The organism is Actinomyces israelii DSM 43320, assembly GCF_000711965.1.
Lineage (GTDB): Bacteria > Actinomycetota > Actinomycetes > Actinomycetales > Actinomycetaceae > Actinomyces > Actinomyces israelii.
On the sequence record NZ_JONS01000001.1, the window covers coordinates 71,639 to 88,916 of the forward strand.

The 17,278-nt window shown below is 73.7% G+C and carries 17 protein-coding genes; 5 read left to right on the plus strand and 12 right to left on the minus strand.

Annotated elements, in window-relative coordinates; translation table 11 throughout:
- Window positions 1–18 precede the first annotated feature (18 nt).
- Both O145_RS00315 and O145_RS00320 read left to right on the plus strand, forming a co-directional pair.
- On the plus strand, window positions 19–684 hold the full coding sequence (locus O145_RS00315) for a potassium channel family protein (protein ID WP_043558090.1): 666 nt from the start codon (window positions 19–21) through the stop codon (window positions 682–684).
- A 3-nt stretch (window positions 685–687) separates the two neighbouring features.
- The gene (locus O145_RS00320) at window positions 688–1,410 is read left to right on the plus strand and encodes a potassium channel family protein (RefSeq protein WP_043558092.1); all 723 of its coding nucleotides are present in this window, start codon (window positions 688–690) and stop codon (window positions 1,408–1,410) included.
- Window positions 1,411–1,440: 30 nt separating this feature from the next.
- Here the strand turns inward: O145_RS00320 and O145_RS00325 are convergent, their stop codons facing one another.
- Genes O145_RS00325 through O145_RS00340 form a run of 4 tightly spaced genes read right to left on the minus strand, consistent with a single transcriptional unit; the run spans window position 1,441 to window position 3,615 of the window.
- Window positions 1,441–2,157: a DUF3159 domain-containing protein gene (locus O145_RS00325; protein ID WP_043558095.1), complete on the minus strand. Its 717-nt coding sequence runs from the start codon at window positions 2,155–2,157 to the stop codon at window positions 1,441–1,443.
- Between the two features lie 15 nt (window positions 2,158–2,172).
- Window positions 2,173–2,550: an OB-fold nucleic acid binding domain-containing protein gene (locus tag O145_RS00330; RefSeq protein ID WP_043558097.1), complete on the minus strand. Its 378-nt coding sequence runs from the start codon at window positions 2,548–2,550 to the stop codon at window positions 2,173–2,175.
- Complete coding sequence (locus O145_RS00335) at window positions 2,547–3,251, minus strand: DUF3710 domain-containing protein (RefSeq protein WP_043558100.1); 705 nt, start codon at window positions 3,249–3,251, stop codon at window positions 2,547–2,549. Before O145_RS00335 ends, O145_RS00330 begins: the two co-directional genes overlap by 4 nt.
- A 58-nt stretch (window positions 3,252–3,309) precedes the next feature.
- Window positions 3,310–3,615, minus strand: a complete 306-nt coding sequence (locus O145_RS00340; RefSeq protein ID WP_043558102.1) for a DUF4193 domain-containing protein — start codon at window positions 3,613–3,615, stop codon at window positions 3,310–3,312.
- A 294-nt stretch (window positions 3,616–3,909) separates the two neighbouring features.
- Between O145_RS00340 and sepH the strand changes: the two genes are divergently transcribed.
- The gene (gene sepH / locus O145_RS00345) at window positions 3,910–5,103 is read left to right on the plus strand and encodes a septation protein SepH (RefSeq protein WP_043558105.1); all 1,194 of its coding nucleotides are present in this window, start codon (window positions 3,910–3,912) and stop codon (window positions 5,101–5,103) included.
- 56 nt (window positions 5,104–5,159) lie between these two features.
- Here sepH and O145_RS00350 read toward each other — a convergent pair whose 3' ends face one another.
- Window positions 5,160–6,440 carry an alkaline phosphatase family protein gene (locus tag O145_RS00350; RefSeq protein ID WP_043558107.1) on the minus strand — a complete coding sequence of 427 codons (1,281 nt, stop codon included), beginning with the start codon at window positions 6,438–6,440 and terminating at the stop codon, window positions 5,160–5,162.
- The gene (locus O145_RS00355) at window positions 6,437–7,036 is read right to left on the minus strand and encodes a DUF5998 family protein (RefSeq protein WP_043558108.1); all 600 of its coding nucleotides are present in this window, start codon (window positions 7,034–7,036) and stop codon (window positions 6,437–6,439) included. The genes O145_RS00350 and O145_RS00355 overlap by 4 nt, the downstream gene beginning before the upstream one ends.
- Before the next feature lie 140 nt (window positions 7,037–7,176).
- Here O145_RS00355 and O145_RS00360 point away from each other — a divergent pair, with 140 nt between their 5' ends.
- Window positions 7,177–9,699, plus strand: a complete 2,523-nt coding sequence (locus O145_RS00360) for a DNA gyrase/topoisomerase IV subunit A (RefSeq protein ID WP_052374432.1) — start codon at window positions 7,177–7,179, stop codon at window positions 9,697–9,699.
- Between the two features lie 35 nt (window positions 9,700–9,734).
- On the opposite strand, the gene O145_RS00365 is transcribed toward O145_RS00360, so the two are convergent.
- The 5 genes from O145_RS00365 to dapA form a co-directional block, all read right to left on the minus strand.
- Window positions 9,735–10,898 carry a glycerate kinase gene (locus O145_RS00365; RefSeq protein ID WP_043558114.1) on the minus strand — a complete coding sequence of 388 codons (1,164 nt, stop codon included), beginning with the start codon at window positions 10,896–10,898 and terminating at the stop codon, window positions 9,735–9,737.
- Window positions 10,895–12,256 carry an enolase C-terminal domain-like protein gene (locus O145_RS00370; RefSeq protein ID WP_043558116.1) on the minus strand — a complete coding sequence of 454 codons (1,362 nt, stop codon included), beginning with the start codon at window positions 12,254–12,256 and terminating at the stop codon, window positions 10,895–10,897. Before O145_RS00370 ends, O145_RS00365 begins: the two co-directional genes overlap by 4 nt.
- Window positions 12,257–12,289: 33 nt before the next feature.
- Window positions 12,290–13,183, minus strand: a complete 894-nt coding sequence (garR, locus tag O145_RS00375) for a 2-hydroxy-3-oxopropionate reductase (protein WP_043558119.1) — start codon at window positions 13,181–13,183, stop codon at window positions 12,290–12,292.
- 69 nt (window positions 13,184–13,252) lie between these two features.
- Window positions 13,253–14,608 carry a gluconate:H+ symporter gene (locus O145_RS00380; protein ID WP_043558121.1) on the minus strand — a complete coding sequence of 452 codons (1,356 nt, stop codon included), beginning with the start codon at window positions 14,606–14,608 and terminating at the stop codon, window positions 13,253–13,255.
- A gap of 30 nt (window positions 14,609–14,638) precedes the next feature.
- On the minus strand, window positions 14,639–15,535 hold the full coding sequence (gene dapA, locus O145_RS00385) for a 4-hydroxy-tetrahydrodipicolinate synthase (protein WP_043558123.1): 897 nt from the start codon (window positions 15,533–15,535) through the stop codon (window positions 14,639–14,641).
- Window positions 15,536–15,715: 180 nt separating this feature from the next.
- Here dapA and O145_RS00390 point away from each other — a divergent pair, with 180 nt between their 5' ends.
- A complete protein-coding gene (locus O145_RS00390; RefSeq protein ID WP_043558126.1) occupies window positions 15,716–16,486 on the plus strand; it encodes an IclR family transcriptional regulator in 771 nt (256 codons plus the stop codon).
- Between the two features lie 49 nt (window positions 16,487–16,535).
- Here the strand turns inward: O145_RS00390 and O145_RS00395 are convergent, their stop codons facing one another.
- Window positions 16,536–17,276 carry a FadR/GntR family transcriptional regulator gene (locus O145_RS00395; RefSeq protein ID WP_043558130.1) on the minus strand — a complete coding sequence of 247 codons (741 nt, stop codon included), beginning with the start codon at window positions 17,274–17,276 and terminating at the stop codon, window positions 16,536–16,538.
- Window positions 17,277–17,278 lie beyond the last annotated feature (2 nt).

Here is a 17,278-nt window from a genome sequence, read left to right on the forward strand (position 1 = left end):
CCGGGGTACGGTTTTCCCGTGCACTTCGTCATTATGGGCTGCGGCCGCGTGGGGGCCTCCATGGCCACCCAGCTCGACCGCATGGGCCACTCCGTGTCCATTATCGACCAGCTCTCCGACGCCTTCCGCCGCCTGCCCGCCGAGTTCAACGGCCGCAAGGTCAAGGGCGTGGGCTTCGACCGGGACGCCCTGGAGCAGGCGGGCATCGACGAGGCCTACGCCTTCGCCGCGGTGTCCAATGGCGACAACTCCAACATCGTGGCCGCGCGGGTGGCTCGGGAGCTGTACGGCGTCGAGCACGTCGTGGCCCGCATCTATGACGCCCGTCGCGCCGACGTCTACGAGCGCCTGGGCATCCCCACGGTGGCGACGGTGCGGCAGACCGCCGAGCAGATGATGCGGCGGATCCTGCCCGGCGGCACGGCGCGGGAGATCGTCGACGTCTCCGGGGCCGTGGGCCTGGTTCAGCCCGACGTGTCCAACGCCTGGGTCGGCATGACCACCAGCGCGATCGAGGAGCGCCTGGATGTGCGGGTCGCGTGGATCTCCCGCGGGTCGACGGCGCTCGTGCCGCGGTCCACCACGGTGCTCCAGGAGCACGACCGCCTTCACCTCGCGGTCGCCACCGAGAGGCTCGTCACAGTCCAGCGCGCACTGTCCCGTGCACCCGTCGAGGAGGTCTGAGCAGTGAAGATCGTCATCACCGGCGCCGGTTCCGTGGGTCGTTCCATCGCCCGCGAGCTCATCAGCCACGGCCATGAGGTCACGCTCGTGGACCGCTCCCCCGACGCCATGCGCATCGCCTCGGTGCCCGAGGCCGACTGGCAGCTGGCCGACGCGTGCGACGTCGACGCCCTGGCCGAGGCGGGGGCGGGCGAGTGCGACGTCGTCGTCGCCGCGACCGGTGACGACAAGTCCAACCTCGTGACCTCGCTGCTGTCCAAGACCGAGTACGGCGTGCCCCGGACCGTGGCGCGCGTCAACAACCCGAAGAACGAGTGGCTCTTCGACGAGACCTGGGGGGTGGACGTGGCCGTCTCGACGCCCCGCATTATGACGGCGCTGGTGGAGGAGGCGGTCAGCGTCGGCTCGCTGGTGTCCGTGTTCACCTTCCACCAGTCCGGCGCCTTCATGCACGAGCTCACCCTGCCCGACGACTCCCCGGTCATCGGAGAGCTCGTCAGCGAGGTGGAGCTGCCTCCCCACACGGTCCTGGCGGCCATCCTGCGCGACTACCGTCCGATCAACCCCGACCGGGACGAGCGCTTCGAGCGCGGGGACGAGCTGCTGTTCCTCACCGCCCGCGAGGGGGAGGAGTCGCTGTCCGAGATACCCGAGCTGTTCACCTCCGCGGAGGGCCCCGGGCCCGAGCTCACGCCCGACACCGACCCGGCGCCCATGCTGGGCTGAGCCCGCCTCCCGGCCCGCCGCCCAGCGGCCTCAGCGGCCGGGGCGCCGGGAGGCGGGCCGCACGATCAGCCACACGAACCAGACGCACAGGGCGAACAGCGGCAGCCCCAGCACGATCCGGGCCACCCCCAGGGCCCCGACGGAGGCCTCCCCCGCCAGGTAGAGCGGCGCCTCCACGAGCAGGCGCAGGGCGAACATGGCCGTGAGCACCCCGGTGCCGGTGACGTAGCGGCGCCGGATCCCGGCCCGGGCCGGGTCGGTGCGCCAGGAGCCCCGGGCCGCGGGGCTCCCGCCGTCCTCGGCCGACGTCGCGCCGCCCGGGCCCGTGGGGCGCCACAGCTCCATGAGCACCCCGACGACCGGCCGGCGCGCCAGCAGGGAGCCCAGGCAGGCGGCCAGCCACGCGGCGTTGACGGCCAGGCCGGTGGCGTAGAAGTTGGACGCCCGCCCGCTGTGCCAGGCCCACGCGGCGCTCACCAGGGCCACCAGTGCGCCGCCGGCCACCTGCCTGAGGCCCTGACGCTGGGCGAGCCGCGCGATGAGGGCGACGGCGCTCACGGCCAGCGAGGCGACCAGGGCCACGGCCAGCGCGGTCGGCGCCACCGCCATAATGATGACGAAGACGAGCGTGGGGACGGCGGACTCCAGCACGCCGCGCCAGCCCCCGACCGCGGCCGCGACGTCGAAGCGGTCGGCGTCGAGGGCGCCCAGCCCTGTGGCCGTGCGGGGGGCGTCAGTGGTTCTCACGGTGTCGGTCTCCAGTCAGTCTCCGGGGGCGAGGATCTCGTAGCTCGGGTTGTAGATCGTAGGGCGGGGCCGGCCGGCGACGACCATGCCCTCGGCCCGCAGGTGCACGCCGGGGCGGATCCCGACGATCGCCCGGCGCCCGATCCACACCAGGTCCACCGAGCCGGTGCCGTCGTAGAGCTGGCCGACCAGGACGGGCTTGTCCGTGGACGGCCTGAAGGTGACGGCGCGCAGCACGCCGGAGACCTCCGAGCGTCGGCGCGCCCGCAGCTCGCCGACGGGCATGGTCCCCCGCCTGCGCGCGGAGGTCGCCTCGTCGAGGGCGTCGATGTCCTCGCGGCTGGAGCGCAGCCGGGAGAAGCGGTCCCTCAGAGCGCGCAGTGCACGGCTCATCGCACCTCGGCGATGGTCGGCCCGGGCTCGAGGGGGTCGAGGCCAGGCAGGTCCTCGGCGGCCGGGGCGTTGACGATCCCGGGGGCGTGAAGCGGGAGGATCTCCCGCGGCGGCCTGGCGGCGCCGTCGCGCACGACGACGATGTCGGCGAAGACGCCGCGCAGCACCTGTGAGGCCGCCTCGTCGGTGGCGGCGGGGCCCTGGAGCACGCCGCGCAGGAACCAGCGGGGGCCGTCCACCCCAATGAAGCGGGCCGCGACCGTCCCCTCCCGGCCGTCCGGGGTGCGCACGGGCACGTGCGCGAGGAGCTCCGGGCCGTGCTCGCCGTCCTCGACCTCGAAGCGGGCGCCGGCACGGGTCAGCTCGGCGGTGATGTCCTCGCGCAGCTCGTCCCAGATGCCGATGGTGCGCGGCGCCGCGAAGGCGCGGAGCTCGAGCGTGGAGCCGGACAGGACCAGGACGGCGGCCGATATCTCCTGGCCCGCCCCTCCTGGGTTCTCCAGGCGTATCTGCATCCCGTCCACGGCCGGTATGCGCAGGGAGCCCAGGTCGATCCGGCCCACGGATCCCGGGCGGTCGGGCGCATCGGCGGCGTCCCAGGGGCCGGTGCCGGTCTCGGCGGACGCCCGGGGTGCGACGTCATCGGAGTTGGTGCTCGATTCGCTCGCGTCGTCGTCTCGACGACGGGAGAACAGTCCCATGAGGGTCTCCTTGTCGGGGTGTGGTGCTCCACGGGGGAGCGGGTGCTCGAGCCTGTGGTCAGCCCGCGCAGTCGGTGCACACCGGCTGTCCGGTGGCCTCGTCGATATAGGCCAACGAGCCGCGGTGGTGGACCAGGAAGCACTCGGAGCAGGTGAACTCGTCCTCCAGCTGGGGGACGACGTGAACGCTCAGCTCCTCGCGGGACAGATCCGCCCCCGGCAGCTCGAAGCCCTCGGCGACCTCGTTCTCGTCCTCCTCGATGGCCTCCGAGGACTGGTCCTTCTGCCGGGCGGTAAGCTCCTCGATGGAGTCGGACTCGGGCTCGTCGTCGTTCTTGCGCGGGGCGTCGTAGTCGGTCGCCATGGCCTGTCACTCTCTCTCGTCGACGGCACTCGATCGGACTCTCGGGCGGTCCGCAGCTCCGCCGGAACCGGCTATAACACCGAAGACCAGCTGCTGTCGACCCCTCCGAGCAGGGCACGCGCACCATAGCACCACGAACTGGTCACGTGAACCATGCTCAACGGCGATGCAATAGGGCTCAGGGCGAACAGACTCACACGCCGGCCGCATGGCACACCGGGCGACATCCCGCGGCCCGAGCGGCCGGGATGGCACGCTGAGCCTGTACGACGGATACGAGGAGGCATATCCCCCATGATCGAGCTCGAGCTGCTGGGCGCCAACGGTGACACCGTCGTCATGACCGACGGCAAGGGTGAACGCTACAGCATCGTCGTCGATGATGCCCTGCGCGCCGCGGTGCGCCGCGCACGTCCGGCCGCGCTGTCACGGGCCATCGCGCCGCCGACCCCCGGCTCGGCCGTCCGCCCCCGCGAGCTGCAGGCCTTCATGCGCGCCGGCGCCAGCGCCGAGGAGGTCGCCACCACTACCGGCATGGACGTCGAGCACGTGCGCCGCTTCGAGGGCCCGGTCCTGGCGGAGCGGGCGTGGGCGGTCCGCCAGGCTCAGGCGTGCCGCATCGGCTGGGAGAAGGACTCCCCCGTTCTGGGCGAGCTCGTCGTGGACCGCCTGGCCACTCGCGGGGTGGAGCCGACGAGCCTGCAGTGGGACGCGCTGCGCGAGGGCCGCGACCCCTGGCAGGTGACCCTCGCCTTCGTCCAGGGGGCGCAGGCCAAGCTCGCCCGCTGGGAGCTGGACATGACCGCCCGCTCCGTCAGCGCGCTGGACGAGGAGGCCCGCTGGCTCACGGAGGCCGCCGCCGCTGCTCAGCGCCCGCCGGTCTTCGACCAGGACTCCCCCGTCTCCGGCGCCTCGGCGTCCTCGGCGCCGACGGCGGCGAGCCCGGTGGCGCCGGCCGCGGAGTCGGCGGCCTCCCCCGTCTCCCCTCCCGCGGCCGCGGAGGCGGGAGAGCCGGAGCAGTCCGCGTGGAACGAGGTGCGGGCGGGCCTCGAGGACTCCTCGACCGACGCGCTGCTGGCGGACCTGGCCTCCAGCCGCGGGCGCAGGCTGGAGGTCGAGCCCCCGGCGGACGAGGAGGAGCCCGCGGAGCCGATGACCTCGCCGCGCGGGCAGGCCCAGATCGTCTCGATGTCCGACCGCCGCAGGGTCGCCGTGGGCCAGGGCGGGCACTATCCGGCCGCTGCGAGGCGCCGCGCCTCGGCCCCCAGCGCGCCGTCCCCCGCACCGCCCGCTCCGGCGTCGGCCTCGCCCCAGGCCGCGGCCTCGGCCCACAGCGCTCCGACCGTGCCGCTGGCCCAGGTGGAGAGGCGGACCGAGCAGGACGAGTCCGATCGGGCACCGGCCGTGCCCGCCCCCAGGCCCAAGCGGCGCTCGCGCCGCTCCGTCCCCTCCTGGGACGAGATCGTCTTCGGGGCCAAGCCCGAGTAGCCCTCCGGAGGGCTACTCGGGCTTGGCCCCGCCGCCCCAGGTCCCGGGGCGACCAGTCAGGTCAGGACCGTCAGCAGGGGGACGGTCGTCTCGGCCCGCGTGAGGGACCCGTGCACGCCGGGCATGGCCATGGCGGACTCGCTGTGGACGCGCGGGTCGACCGCCACCCACTCCCGGCTCATCGCCACCAGGACATCGCCCACGACGCCGGCCGCCCGCTGCCCGACCGGGCCCAGGTGCCGGTCCGCCTCGGCCCGGGTGCCGATCCACAGGGCCCGCTCCCCCAGCTCGTCGCGCCACCGCTGGGCGACCTCGGAGGCGACGTCCTGGTCCGACCCGGGCACGTAGAGGTGGGTGAAGCGCGGCTCGCCCGCCACGGCGACGACGTCGCGGCTCAGGGCGGGGCGCGCCGAGACGTCGATGCGCCGGTCGGGCCCGGTGTCGACCATGCCGTGGTCGGCGGTGAGGATGATGCGGGTGCCGGCGGGGACGCGGCGCGCGAGCCCTGCCAGGGCGGCGTCGAGGCGCTCGAGCTGCTCGAGCCACCGCACGGACCGCCAGCCGTGGGCGTGGCCGGTGTGATCGAGCTCGCCGACGTAGAGGTAGACCAGGGGGATGCCCCGCCGCAGCGCCTCGACGGCGAGTCCCGGACGGGCCTCGAGGCAGTCGGCGCCCAGGTGGGGTGCGCCGCGCAGGCCGGCCACGGTCAGCCCCGAGCCGGCGAAGCGGGCGGGGCCGATCGTCACGGCCAGGGGCGCGCCGGGCTCGCCGCGGGGGCGGGGACGGCCCGGGTCGCGCTCGAGCCGCTCGAAGATGGTGGGCACGTCCTGCCAGGCCCGCGGGTCGGGGGCGCGCCCCTCCCAGGTGATCAGGCACAGGTTCTGCTCGGGGTGCGGGGCCGTGTCCACGAGCAGGGTCCGGTCCAGCAGCGGGTTGAGCACGCTGTAGCCGACCATGCCGGTGACTCCGGGCAGGGCGCCGGTGCCCAGGGTCGTCAGCGCGGCCGCCGTCGTCGAGGGGGTGCAGGTCCGCGCGGCAGGCCCGGGACCGGAGGCCGCTCGGGCCGCCGGCCCCGTGGACGAGGACGAGGCGGACAGCCAGGACCGCAGCGTGGGCGCGTGCCCCAGGCGCTCGCGCAGCATCTCCAGGCCCAGCCCGTCGACGAGCACGACGACGGTCGGGGTGGTCCCGGAGTCCTCGGCCAGCAGGCTCCAGGCGGCGGCGGCCTCGCGCGCCTGCGCGTCGGAGAGCACGTCGGGCAGATCGACGTCGCGCAGGCGCAGCCCCGCTCCGGCCGCGGCGGCGCCCAGGACCTGGCGCAGGTGCGGCGCGCTCATGCGCGCGCCGCGGCCCGGACGGTCGCCTCGGACAGCGCCCGGGCGAAGCGGTCGGCGCGGGCCAGCGCGGCGTCGCCCTCAACCCCGGCGGCGACCCGTATGACGATGTCGTCGGGCATGGAGATCCCCGTCAGCCCGTGCTCGGCCTCGCAGGACGGGTCGCCGCAGGTCGCCGGCTCGAGCTCCAGGCGGCGCACCGCGCCCCAGCAGACCGAGATCGTCACCTCGGTCAGCTGTCCGCCGCCGGCGGCGGGCTCGCGCACGCCCCGGGTCAGCGACACCGAGGAGATGCGGGCGATGGGCACGGCCTCGCTGGTGGCCACCGCGCCCGGCCTGCCGTCCTCGCGCGGGACGTCATCGACGTGGACGATAATGAGCCGGCTGGTGGTCAGGGCGAGCACGGTCAGGTGGCGGTGCACCGCGTCATCGAAGGTGGTCTCGGCCTGGACGAGGTCGACGACGATCTCCTCGCCCGCCACGGCGACGTCGAGCGTGCCCAGAACGAGCTCGGGGTAGTAGCCGGCGTGCCGCACCTCCTCGGCCAGGGGCGTCGAGGATGCGGCGTCGTCGGGTCGGCCCTGCGCAGTCCACTTCATGGGCCGATCATGCCACCAACCTGCGACAGGCCCGCGGGCCGGGGCCACTGGGCGCGGCCGGTCCCGCACTCGACGGCCGATGCGGCCGCCTCCGGGTGTCGTCTTCCCATTCCGGGCCCTCATCGCGCATGATGCGGGGCATGCCGAAGCCCGCTACGCAGACGCCTCCCGCTGACGGCCTCATTGTCGACCAGGACCTGCCCACGGAGATGCGCACGTCCTTCCTGGAGTACGCCTACTCCGTGATCTACGCCCGCGCCCTGCCGGACGCCCGCGACGGCCTCAAGCCCGTCCAGCGCCGCATCCTGTTCCAGATGGACCGCATGGGGCTGCGCCCCGACCGGCCGCACGTGAAGTGCTCGCGCGTCGTCGGCGACGTCATGGGGCGGCTCCACCCGCACGGCGACGTCGCCATCTACGAGGCCCTGGTGCGCCTGGCCCAGCCCTTCACCATGCGCCTGCCGCTGGTCGACGGGCACGGCAACTTCGGCTCCCTGGACGACGGCCCGGCCGCGGCCCGCTACACCGAGGCGAGGCTGGCCAGCAGCGCCCTGGCGCTGACGGCGGACATCGACGAGGACACCGTCGACTTCTCCCCCAACTACGACTACACCCTCACCGAGCCGGGTGTCCTGCCGGCGGCCTTCCCCAACCTGCTGGTCAACGGCGCCTCGGGCATCGCGGTGGGGATGGCGACCAATATGCCGCCGCACAACCTCGTCGAGGTCGCTGCCGCCGCCCGCCACCTCATCGAGCACCCCCAGGCCACCCTGGAGGACCTCATGGCCTTCGTGCCCGGCCCGGACCTGCCGGCCGGCGGCATGATCGTCGGCCTGAACGGCATCCGCGAGGCCTACCGCACCGGGCGCGGCAAGTTCCTCACCCGTGCGACCGCCCGCATCGAGAACGTGACCGCCCGCAAGAAGGGCATCGTGATCACCGAGCTGCCCTACCTGGTCGGCCCGGAGAAGGTCATCACCCGCATCAAGGAGACGGTGGCCTCCAAGAAGCTCCAGGGCATCACCGACGTCGCCGACCTCACCGACCGCAAGAACGGCACGCGCCTGGTCATCACGGTCAAGAACGGCTACAACCCCGAGGCGGTGCTCGCCCAGCTCTACAAGCACACGCCGCTGGAGGACTCCTTCGGGATCAACAACGTGTGCCTGGTGGACGGCCAGCCGCGCACGCTGGGCCTGCGCGAGCTGCTCGAGGTCTTCGTCCGCCACCGCCTGACGGTCGTGGAGCGCCGCACCCGCTTCCGCCTGGGCAGGCGCAGGGAGCGCCGGCACCTGGTCGAGGGCCTGCTCATCGCGATCCTCGACATCGATGAGGTCATCCAGGTGGTGCGCTCCAGCGAGGACGCCGCCACCGCCCGCACCCGTCTCATGCGGGTCTTCGACCTCACCGAGCCGCAGGCGAGCTACATCCTGGAGCTGCAGCTGCGGCGCCTGACCAAGTTCTCGGTCATCGAGCTGGAGAAGGAGCGCGACTCCCTGGCCCGGGAGATCGCCGAGCTCGAGGCCGTCCTGAACGACGAGGCGCTGCTGCGGGGCGTGGTCTCCCGCGAGCTGGCCGCGGTGGCCGAGGAGTTCGGCACGCCGCGGCGAACGGTGCTCCTCGAGGCCCCCGGGGCCGGGGCCCCGGGCTCGGGACCGCAGGCGCCCGACGGCGCGGGAGCGAACGCCCCGGGCGCCACGAAGCAGGCGGCCATGAGCCTCATGGCCGGCGCCTCCGACGTCCCGCTGACCGTCCCGGACGACCCGTGCCGGGTGCTCCTGTCGGCCACGGGCCTGGTGGCGCGCACGGCCGGGGCGGAGCCCGTCTCGCGCGCGGGCGGGCGCCGGCGCCACGACGCGATCACGAGCCAGGTCGCCGCGACCGCGCGCGGCCGGGTCGGGGCCGTCACCGACACGGGCCGCCTGGTGCGCCTGGACGTCGTGGCGACCCCGGAGATCCCGCGCCCGGAGGGGGCGCCCTCGCTCGCCGGAGGGCAGCCCGCGCGCCTGCTGGTCGACATCGAGCCGGAGGAGAGGGTCGTCGGCCTGGTACCCATCGGCTCGCAGACGACTCCGCCGATCGTGCTGGCCACCGCCGCGGGCGTCATCAAGCGCGTCAGACCGGGCGACGAGCCCGGCCGCGGCGACTCCTGGGAGGTGATCGCGCTGGCCGACGGCGACCGCGTCGTCTTCGCCGGCACCGCCGCCGACTCCGACATCCTCGCCCTGGTGACCTCGGACGCCCAGCTGCTGCGCTTCGAGGCGTCCAGGGTGCGCCCCCAGGGGCGGGGCGCGGGCGGCATGGCGGGCATCTCCCTGCACGAGGGGGCGCGCGTCATCGCCGGCTCCGCGGTGCCCGCCGACCTGCTGGCCGAGGCCGTCGTCGTCACGATCGCCGACGCCGAGGGGGCGCTGCCGGGCACCGGGACGGGCTCGGTCAAGGTGACCCCGCTGGACCGCTACCCCGCCAAGGGGCGGGCCACCGGGGGTGTGCGCGCCCAGCGCTTCCTGCGCGGGGAGGACGAGCTCGTCCTCGCCTGGGTCGGGGTGGGCCCGGCCCGGGCGGTCGGGCCGGGCGGCCAGAGCGTAGGGCTGCCCGAGACCGACGAGCGCCGCGACGGCTCCGGCTCGCCGCTGTCCGCCCCGGTGGCCGGGATCGGGTGACGCGCTCCCGGCCCGAACGGTGGGCGGACCGCGCGCTACGCCGCTGGATCCGCTGGGTCCACCACTGAGCCCGCCGGCCCGCTCCGGTGGGTCCACAGCCGCATGACCGTGGCGGTCGCCCGCTCGGTGCTCTGCGGCGCGGCGCGGAGCACCTCGGCGAGCGGGACGACATCCCCCTGCGAGCTCGACATGAGGGCCACGCAGCCGGTGGTCAGCAGCACCTCCGCGCCGGGGCGCACCCGCCCCGCCACGATGACGGTGGGCACTCCCTGGGCGGCGGCGACCCGGGCGACGCCGGCGGGGGTCTTGCCGGCCAGGGTCTGGGCGTCGACCGAGCCCTCGCCGGTCAGGACGAGGTCCGCCCCGCTGACCGCCTCGGCCAGGCCGACCGCGCGGGCGACCAGCTCGACCCCGGGCTCGAGCCTGGCCCCCAGGAAGGCCATGAGGGCGAAGCCCAGACCCCCGGCCGCCCCGGCCCCCGGCAGGTCCGCGAGCTCGGCGCGCCCGCTCAGGCGGGCCCAGCGGGCCAGCACCGAGTCGAGGTAGTCGACGTCCTCCGGGCTCGCACCCTTCTGCGGGCCGAAGACGGCGCTGGCGCCGCGCTCCCCCAGCAGGGGGTTGTCGACGTCGCAGGCGGCCTCGATCCTCAGGCCGGCCAGCCTCGCATCGAGGCCGGAGGCGTCGACGGACGCGAGCCCCTCCACCTCCCTGGGCGTCGTCCCGACGGCCTGCCCCTCGCCGTCGAGGAAGCGGACGCCGAGCTCGGCCAGCATGCCGGCGCCCCCGTCGTTGGTGGCCGAGCCGCCGATGCCCAGGAGCAGGCGGTCGGCGCCGGCGTCCAGGGCCGCGCGGATCATCCGGCCCACGCCCCGGGTGTCCGAGCCGAGCACGTCGCGCTCCTCCTCGGGGACCAGCTCGAGTCCTGCGGCCGTGGCCATCTCGAGCACGGCGGTGCCGCCGCCGACCGCCAGGCGGCCCTCGACCGGGCGGCCCAGGGCGTCGACGGTCTCGACCGTGCGGACCCGGGCGCCCAGCGCCGCCGCCACGGCGTCGGTGAATCCCTCGCCGCCGTCGGACATGGGCACCTGGACGACCTCGGCGTCCGGGACGACGGCGAGCACGCCGCGGGCCATGGCGGCTGCCGCCTCAGCGGCCGTCATGGCCTCCTTGAAGGAGTCGGGGGCGAGGACGACCTTCACGGCCGCCCCCCGGCGGCGGGCTCGCGCACGAGCGCGGGCCGCTTGGGGTCGAAGGCCCACCCGGGGATGAGGTACTGCATGCCGATCGAGTCGTCCCGGGCGCCGCCTCCACCGATCTTCTCCAGGAACAGCGCGTGGGCCGCCTCCAGCCGGTCGCGGTCGACCTCGACGCCCAGGCCCGGGACGTCCGGGTCCACGGCGACCTCGCCGTCGATGATCTGCGGGCTCCTGGTGGTCAGGCGCTCGAGGCCCTCCTGCCAGATCCAGTGGGTGTCCAGGGCGTTGTACTCCCCCGGCGCCGAGGCGCCGCAGTGGGCGATCATCGCCAGGCTGATGTCGAAGTGGTTGTTGGAGTGGCAGCCCCAGGTCAGGCCCATGTCGTGGCAGAGCTGGGCCACGCGCACCGAGCCCTCCATCGTCCAGAAGTGCGGGTCTGCCAGGGGGATGCTGACCGAGCCCAGGGCCAGGGAGTGGGTCATCTGCCGCCAGTCCGTGGCGACCATGTTGGTGGCCGTCGGCAGCCCCGTGGCGCGGCGGAACTCCGCGAGGATCTCCCGGCCGGAGTAGCCCTGCTCCGCGCCGCAGGGGTCCTCGGCGTAGGCCAGGACGCCCACCTTGTCCCTGCACAGCTCGACGGCCTCGGCCAGTGACCAGGCGCCGTTGGGGTCGAGCGTGATGCGGGCGTCGGGGAAGCGCCGCTTGAGCGCGAGGACCGACCTCATCTCCTCGGCGCCGGGCAGGACCCCGCCCTTGAGCTTGAAGTCCTGGAAGCCGTAGCGCTCGTAGGCGGCCTCGGCCAGGCGCACGACGGCGTCCGGGGTCAGCGCCTCCTCGTGGCGCAGGCGGTACCACTCGACGTCGGAGCCGGGCTCACGCACGTACTCCAGGTCGGTCCTGCCCGGGTCCCCCACGAAGAAGAGGTAGCCCAGGGTCCTGACCCGCGACCGCTGCTGGCCGTCGCCCAGCAGGGCCGACACCGGCAGGTCCTCGTACTTGCCCAGCAGGTCCAGCATGGCCGCCTCGATGGCGGTCACCGCGTGGACGGTCGTGCGCAGGTCGAAGGTCTGCAGCCCGCGCCCGCCCGCGTCCCGGTCGGCGAAGGCCGTGCGCACCCGGCGCAGCACGTTCTTGCGGTCGGCGATCGACCTGCCGACCACGAGGGGCCCGGCGTCCCGGAGGGTCCGGGTGATCTTGTCCCCTCCGGGGACCTCGCCGACGCCGGTCGCCCCGGTGGAGTCGGTGAGCACCACGACGTTGCGGGTGAAGTAGGGGCCGTGGGCCCCGGACAGGTTGAGCTCCATGCAGTCGCGCCCGGCGACTGGGTAGACCTCGATCTTCTCGATCCTCGGTGCAGTCATCGGCGACTCTCCTTAGCTCGGCCCCGGTCCGCCTCAGTCCGCCAGCGCGGTGCCGGCGAGCCCCTCGTAGAAGGCGAGCAGGCTCGAGTGGTCGTGGAGGAGGTGGCCGTCGTTGGCGATCGCGGTCATCATCTCACGCACGGCGGCGGTCAGGGGCAGGCTCGCCCCGACCGCATGGCCGGTCTCGAGGGCGTTGTTGAGGTCCTTGATGTGCAGGTTGATGCGGAAGCCGGGGGCAAACTCGTCGGCGAGCATCTTCTCGGCCTTCTGCTCCAGGACCTTGGATCCGGCCAGGCCGCCTCGGATGGCGTCGACGACGCCGCGCGGGTCGACGCCGGCCCGCTTGGCCAGGACGAGGGCCTCGCCCAGGACGGCGATGTTGACGGCGACAATGGCCTGGTTCGCGAGCTTGGCGGTGTTGCCGGCGCCGAGGTCGCCGACGCGGGTGACCGAGCCGCCCATGACCTCGAGCACGGGCCTGTAGGTGTTGAAGACGTCCTCGGGGCCGCCGACCATGAAGGCGAGAGAGCCCTCGATGGCGCCGGGCTCCCCGCCGGAGACGGGGGCGTCGAGCATGGGCACGCCCTTGGCGGCGAGGAGCTCGCCGACGTGCTGGGACACGCCCGGGGCGATGGAGCTCATGTCGATGAAGGCCATGCCCTCGTGGGCGCCCGCGAGCACGCCGTCCTCGCCGTTGTCGCCCTCGACGACCTCGAGGACCTGCGGGCCGTTGGGGACCATGGTCAGGACGAGCTCGACCTGCTCGGCGACCTCGCGGGCGGTGCCGGCCCCCCGGGCGCCGTGGGAGACGAGCTCGGCGACGGGCTCGGGCGAGCGGTTGCTCACGACGAGCTCGTGTCCCGCCTTGAGCAGGTTGATGGCCATGGGCCTGCCCATGATCCCAAGGCCGATGAATCCGATCCTCATGATATTTCCTTCTGTTGCGTGTGGTGTGCGGTGGTCGTTGCGGGTGCGTGGTGGACGGTGGGGTGCCGCTCAGACGAAGGCGCCCAGGATGAGGCAGCCGCCGAGGCCGAGGACGGAGAGCACCGTGGTGTAGGTGGTGCGGACCTTGATCGCCTCGGTGACGGTGAGGTTGAAGTACTCCTTGAACATCCAGAAGCCCGGGTCGTTGACGTGGCTGAAGGCGACCGAGCCGCATGCGGTCGCCAGCACCATGACCTCGGGCGAGACGCCGCTGTCGGCGACGAGCGGTGCGGCGATGCCCGCGGCGGTGGCGACGGCGACGGACGCCGAGCCCAGGGCGATGCGCAGGATGACCGCGATGAGCCAGGCGAGGATGATCGGGCTGACGTCCCAGCCGGAGGTCATCGCCTTGATGTAGTCGGCGATGCCCGCGGCGGTGAGGACCTCCTTGAAGGCTCCGCCGGCGGCGATGACGAGCAGGATCATGGCCATGGACCTCGCACCGCCGGCCATGGAGTCGGCCACCTCGCGCATCGGCCGCCCGTTGAAGGGTCCGAAGACGCACACGGATACGAGCAGGGCGATGAGCAGGGCGATGGCGGGGGACCCGACGAAGCCGATCACGCCGGTCAGGGCGTTGTCGGCCGGCTCGGTCATGTCGTAGACGGCGGCCCCGGCGATCAGGACGACGGGCAGGAGCGCGACCGTCAGCGAGATGCCCATGCCCGGGAGCTCGTCGTCGCTGAACTCCCGCTCGGAGACGAGGCCCGCGGGGATCTCGGGGGTCACGGTCCTGACGAAGCGGAGCCACGGCCAGGTCATGGACACGAGGATGCCGACGGGGACGGCGATAATGAGGCCGAGGGCCAGTGTGTGACCGATGGAGGCGTCGTAGAGGCCGGCGACGGCGGTGGGTCCCGGGTGCGGCGGCAGGAAGGAGTGCATCGTCGACAGCGTGATGGACATGGGCAGGCCGATCCACAGCAGCGAGTTCCTCGTGGCCCGCACAAGGGTGAAGGCGACCGGGACGATAATGACGAAGGCGACCTCGTAGAACATGGTGATGCCGATGACCACCGAGGTGATGACCATGGCCCACTGGACGCCCCTCTCGCCGAACTTCTCGACGATCTTGAGGGCGATGCGCTGGGCGGCGCCGGCGTCGCCCATGACGCGGCCGATCATGGCGCCCAGGCCGATCACGACGAGCGTGGACGACATCTGCCCGCCGATCCCCTTCTCCATGAGCTCGGGGACGGCCGGCAGCCCCGCCGGCTCGTCCTTGTAGGTCAGGACGCCGGCGGCGGCGGCCCACACGCCGACGAGCGCGGCGACGGTGAGCAGCGCGAGGAAGCCGTTGAGCTTCGTCTTGGTCATGAGGAGGATCAGCAGCGCGACAGCGAGCGCGACGACGACGAGAGGCATTGTTCCGTTCCTTTCCGCGTGATGCCCCGGTCAGGCGCCCGCAGCGCCCGCAACGTGCTCGGCCACGTACTCGGCGAGCCGGGTGCGGTACGGCTCGGTGAGCTCGCTGGCGGGCTGGAGGCAGTAGCCGGCCTCCACGCCGGCCATGCGCAGCCCCTCCTTGAGGACCACCGGGAAGGTCGCCTTGTCCAGCAGGGCGCGCAGCGGCACCAGCTCCTCCTGACGGCGCCGGGCCTCATCCAGGTCGCCGGCGGCGAAGGCGCTGTAGATCCCCACCGAGATCGCCGGCGCGATGTTCGCGGTCGAGGCGATGGCCCCCGCGGCGCCCGCCCGGAGCGCGTCGAGGATGAGGTTGTCCCGGCCGATGAGGACGCTGAAGTCCTCCGGCGTCTCCTGGATGACCCTGCGGGTGAACGCCAGGTCGCCGGCGGAGTCCTTCAGGCCGATGATGTTGTCGACCTTGGACAGCGCCACGATGGTCTCCAGGGTGAGCTCGACATGGGCGCGCGCGGGGTTGGTGTAGAGGATGATCGGCAGCTCGGTGCCGGCGGCGACGGCGGTGAAGTGGCGCACCAGCTCGCTCTGGGTGGGCGACATGAAGTAGGGGGTGAGCACGGACAGCGCGCTCACCCCGCCGATCTCCTGGGCCGTGCGCGCGACCTCGACCGCGCTGCGGGTGGTGATCTCCGAGGCACCCGCGTAGACGGGCACCCGGCCCGCGGCGTGCTCGACCGCGATCTCGATGACGCGGCGCTTGGTCTCCTTCGACAGGCCGTAGAACTCGCCGGCGCTGCCGAGCACGAACACGCCGTGCACGCCTGCGGCGATCGTGTAGTCGATGACGTCGCGCAGTCCCTGCTCCAGCAGGTCGCCTTCACGGGACAAGGGGGTGACGAGCGCCGGGATGACGCCGCGGGGAGTGAGCATCGGGTACCTCCATCGGTCCGGGCGAAGACAGCCTCGTCTCCACCACTGTCATGAAGTCTACATACTTAGACGGCTGTACGCTATAGAAGACAGCATTGTCGTCGCCCGGCTTCGTGACGGCGCGTCCGGGTATGCTCGGACCCTTGACGGCGAGCGGCGAGGGAGTGGTCAGGAGTGGTCATGGGCGCGTTGGGCGCCGGAGTGCGCGAGGTCAAGTCCGCGGCCCGCACGATCGAGCTGCTGGAGTTCCTCGCCGCGCGGTACGGCACCGCGACGAGGCTCCGCGACGTCGCCGAGGGGCTGGGGACTCCGCGCTCGTCGGCCTACGCCCTGCTGCAGACCCTCGTCGCGCGCGGCTGGGTGGAGACCGATCCCACCGGCGCCGACTACTCGATCGGCATTCGCGCCCTGCTGGCCGGAACCAGCTACATCGACCGGGACCCCTGCGTCCGCCTGGTCCAGCCCGTCCTCGCGGACGCCGCCCACGAGCTGCGCGAGACCATGCACATGGGACGCCTGGACGGCACCCAGATCGTCTACCTGCTCACCGTCGAGTCCCACGAGTACCGCCGCTCCAACCACCGGGTGGGCCGGCGCCTGGAGGCCATCCACACCGCGCTGGGCAAGGCGGTGCTCGCCGCCCGGCCGGGCACCGTCCTCGACTCGCTTCCCGACCCGCTGACCCCCGGCTCGCTGACCTCCCTCAAGGCGGCCCGGGCCGACCTGGATCTGACGCGCACGCGCGGCTACGCCGTCGACAATGAGGAGAACACCCCCGGCCTGCGGTGCTTCGGCGTCGCCCTGCGCTACTCGACCCCGGTGCGGGACTCCATCAGCTGCTCGATCCCGATCGAGCGCCTGGCGCCCGCCCGGGAGAAGACCATCATCGACACGCTCCTCGCCGTCCGCGAGCGCATTGAGTGGTCGGCGCCCGTGGACGCCGTCCGCTAGGGCCCGCGGCCCGGCGCCGTCGCCGGACCCGCGGGGTCGGAGGCGCCGCTCAGGGGCGTGGCAGCGAGGCGAGGGAGCGCCCCAGGTGGACCCTCACGGCGGAGCGGGCCGCGTCGGCGTCGCCGCGCACGACGGCGTCGCGGATCGCCGCGTGCTCGTGGACCAGCAGCGCCCCGTGCTCGGGGTCGACCAGGTCGACGTCGTCGAGGCTGGCCCGGTGGCGCAGCACCGACTGCGCGCCCAGGCCCTCCATGACCCCGATCAGCAGCGGGTTGCCGCTGGCGACCGTGACCGCCATGTGGATCGCCCAGTCGGGGCCGACGACGCTGCCCCCGGTGCGAACGGCCCGCCGCAGGTCGGCCAGCGCCCGGTCGAGGACCTCGATCTGGGCGCGGGTGCGCCGCCGGGCGGCGAGCGCCGCCGCCTCGCACTCGATGGCGAGCCTGAGCTCCATGACGTCGCGAGCGCTGCGGCGGGCCGGCAGGACGATCCCGCCGTCGTCGGCCCGCCCGCCCGCCGCCCCGGGCGTGGCCGCGATGAAGGAGCCGCGCCCCTGGAAGGTCTCCACCAGGCCCTCGGCGCGCAGCTGGGAGACGGCCTCGCGCACGACGGTGCGGGAGACCTCGTAGCCGCGGGACAGCTGCGCCTCGGAGGGCACCTTGGTCCCCGGGGTCAGGGCCCCGTCGGCGATGGCGGTCCTCAGGCGCGCGGCGACGGCGTGGGCCAGTCCGCGCGGGTCGTCGCGGCGGAGGGGGCCGCCCGGCTCCCAGGCGTCCGGCGCCGGGCTCATCT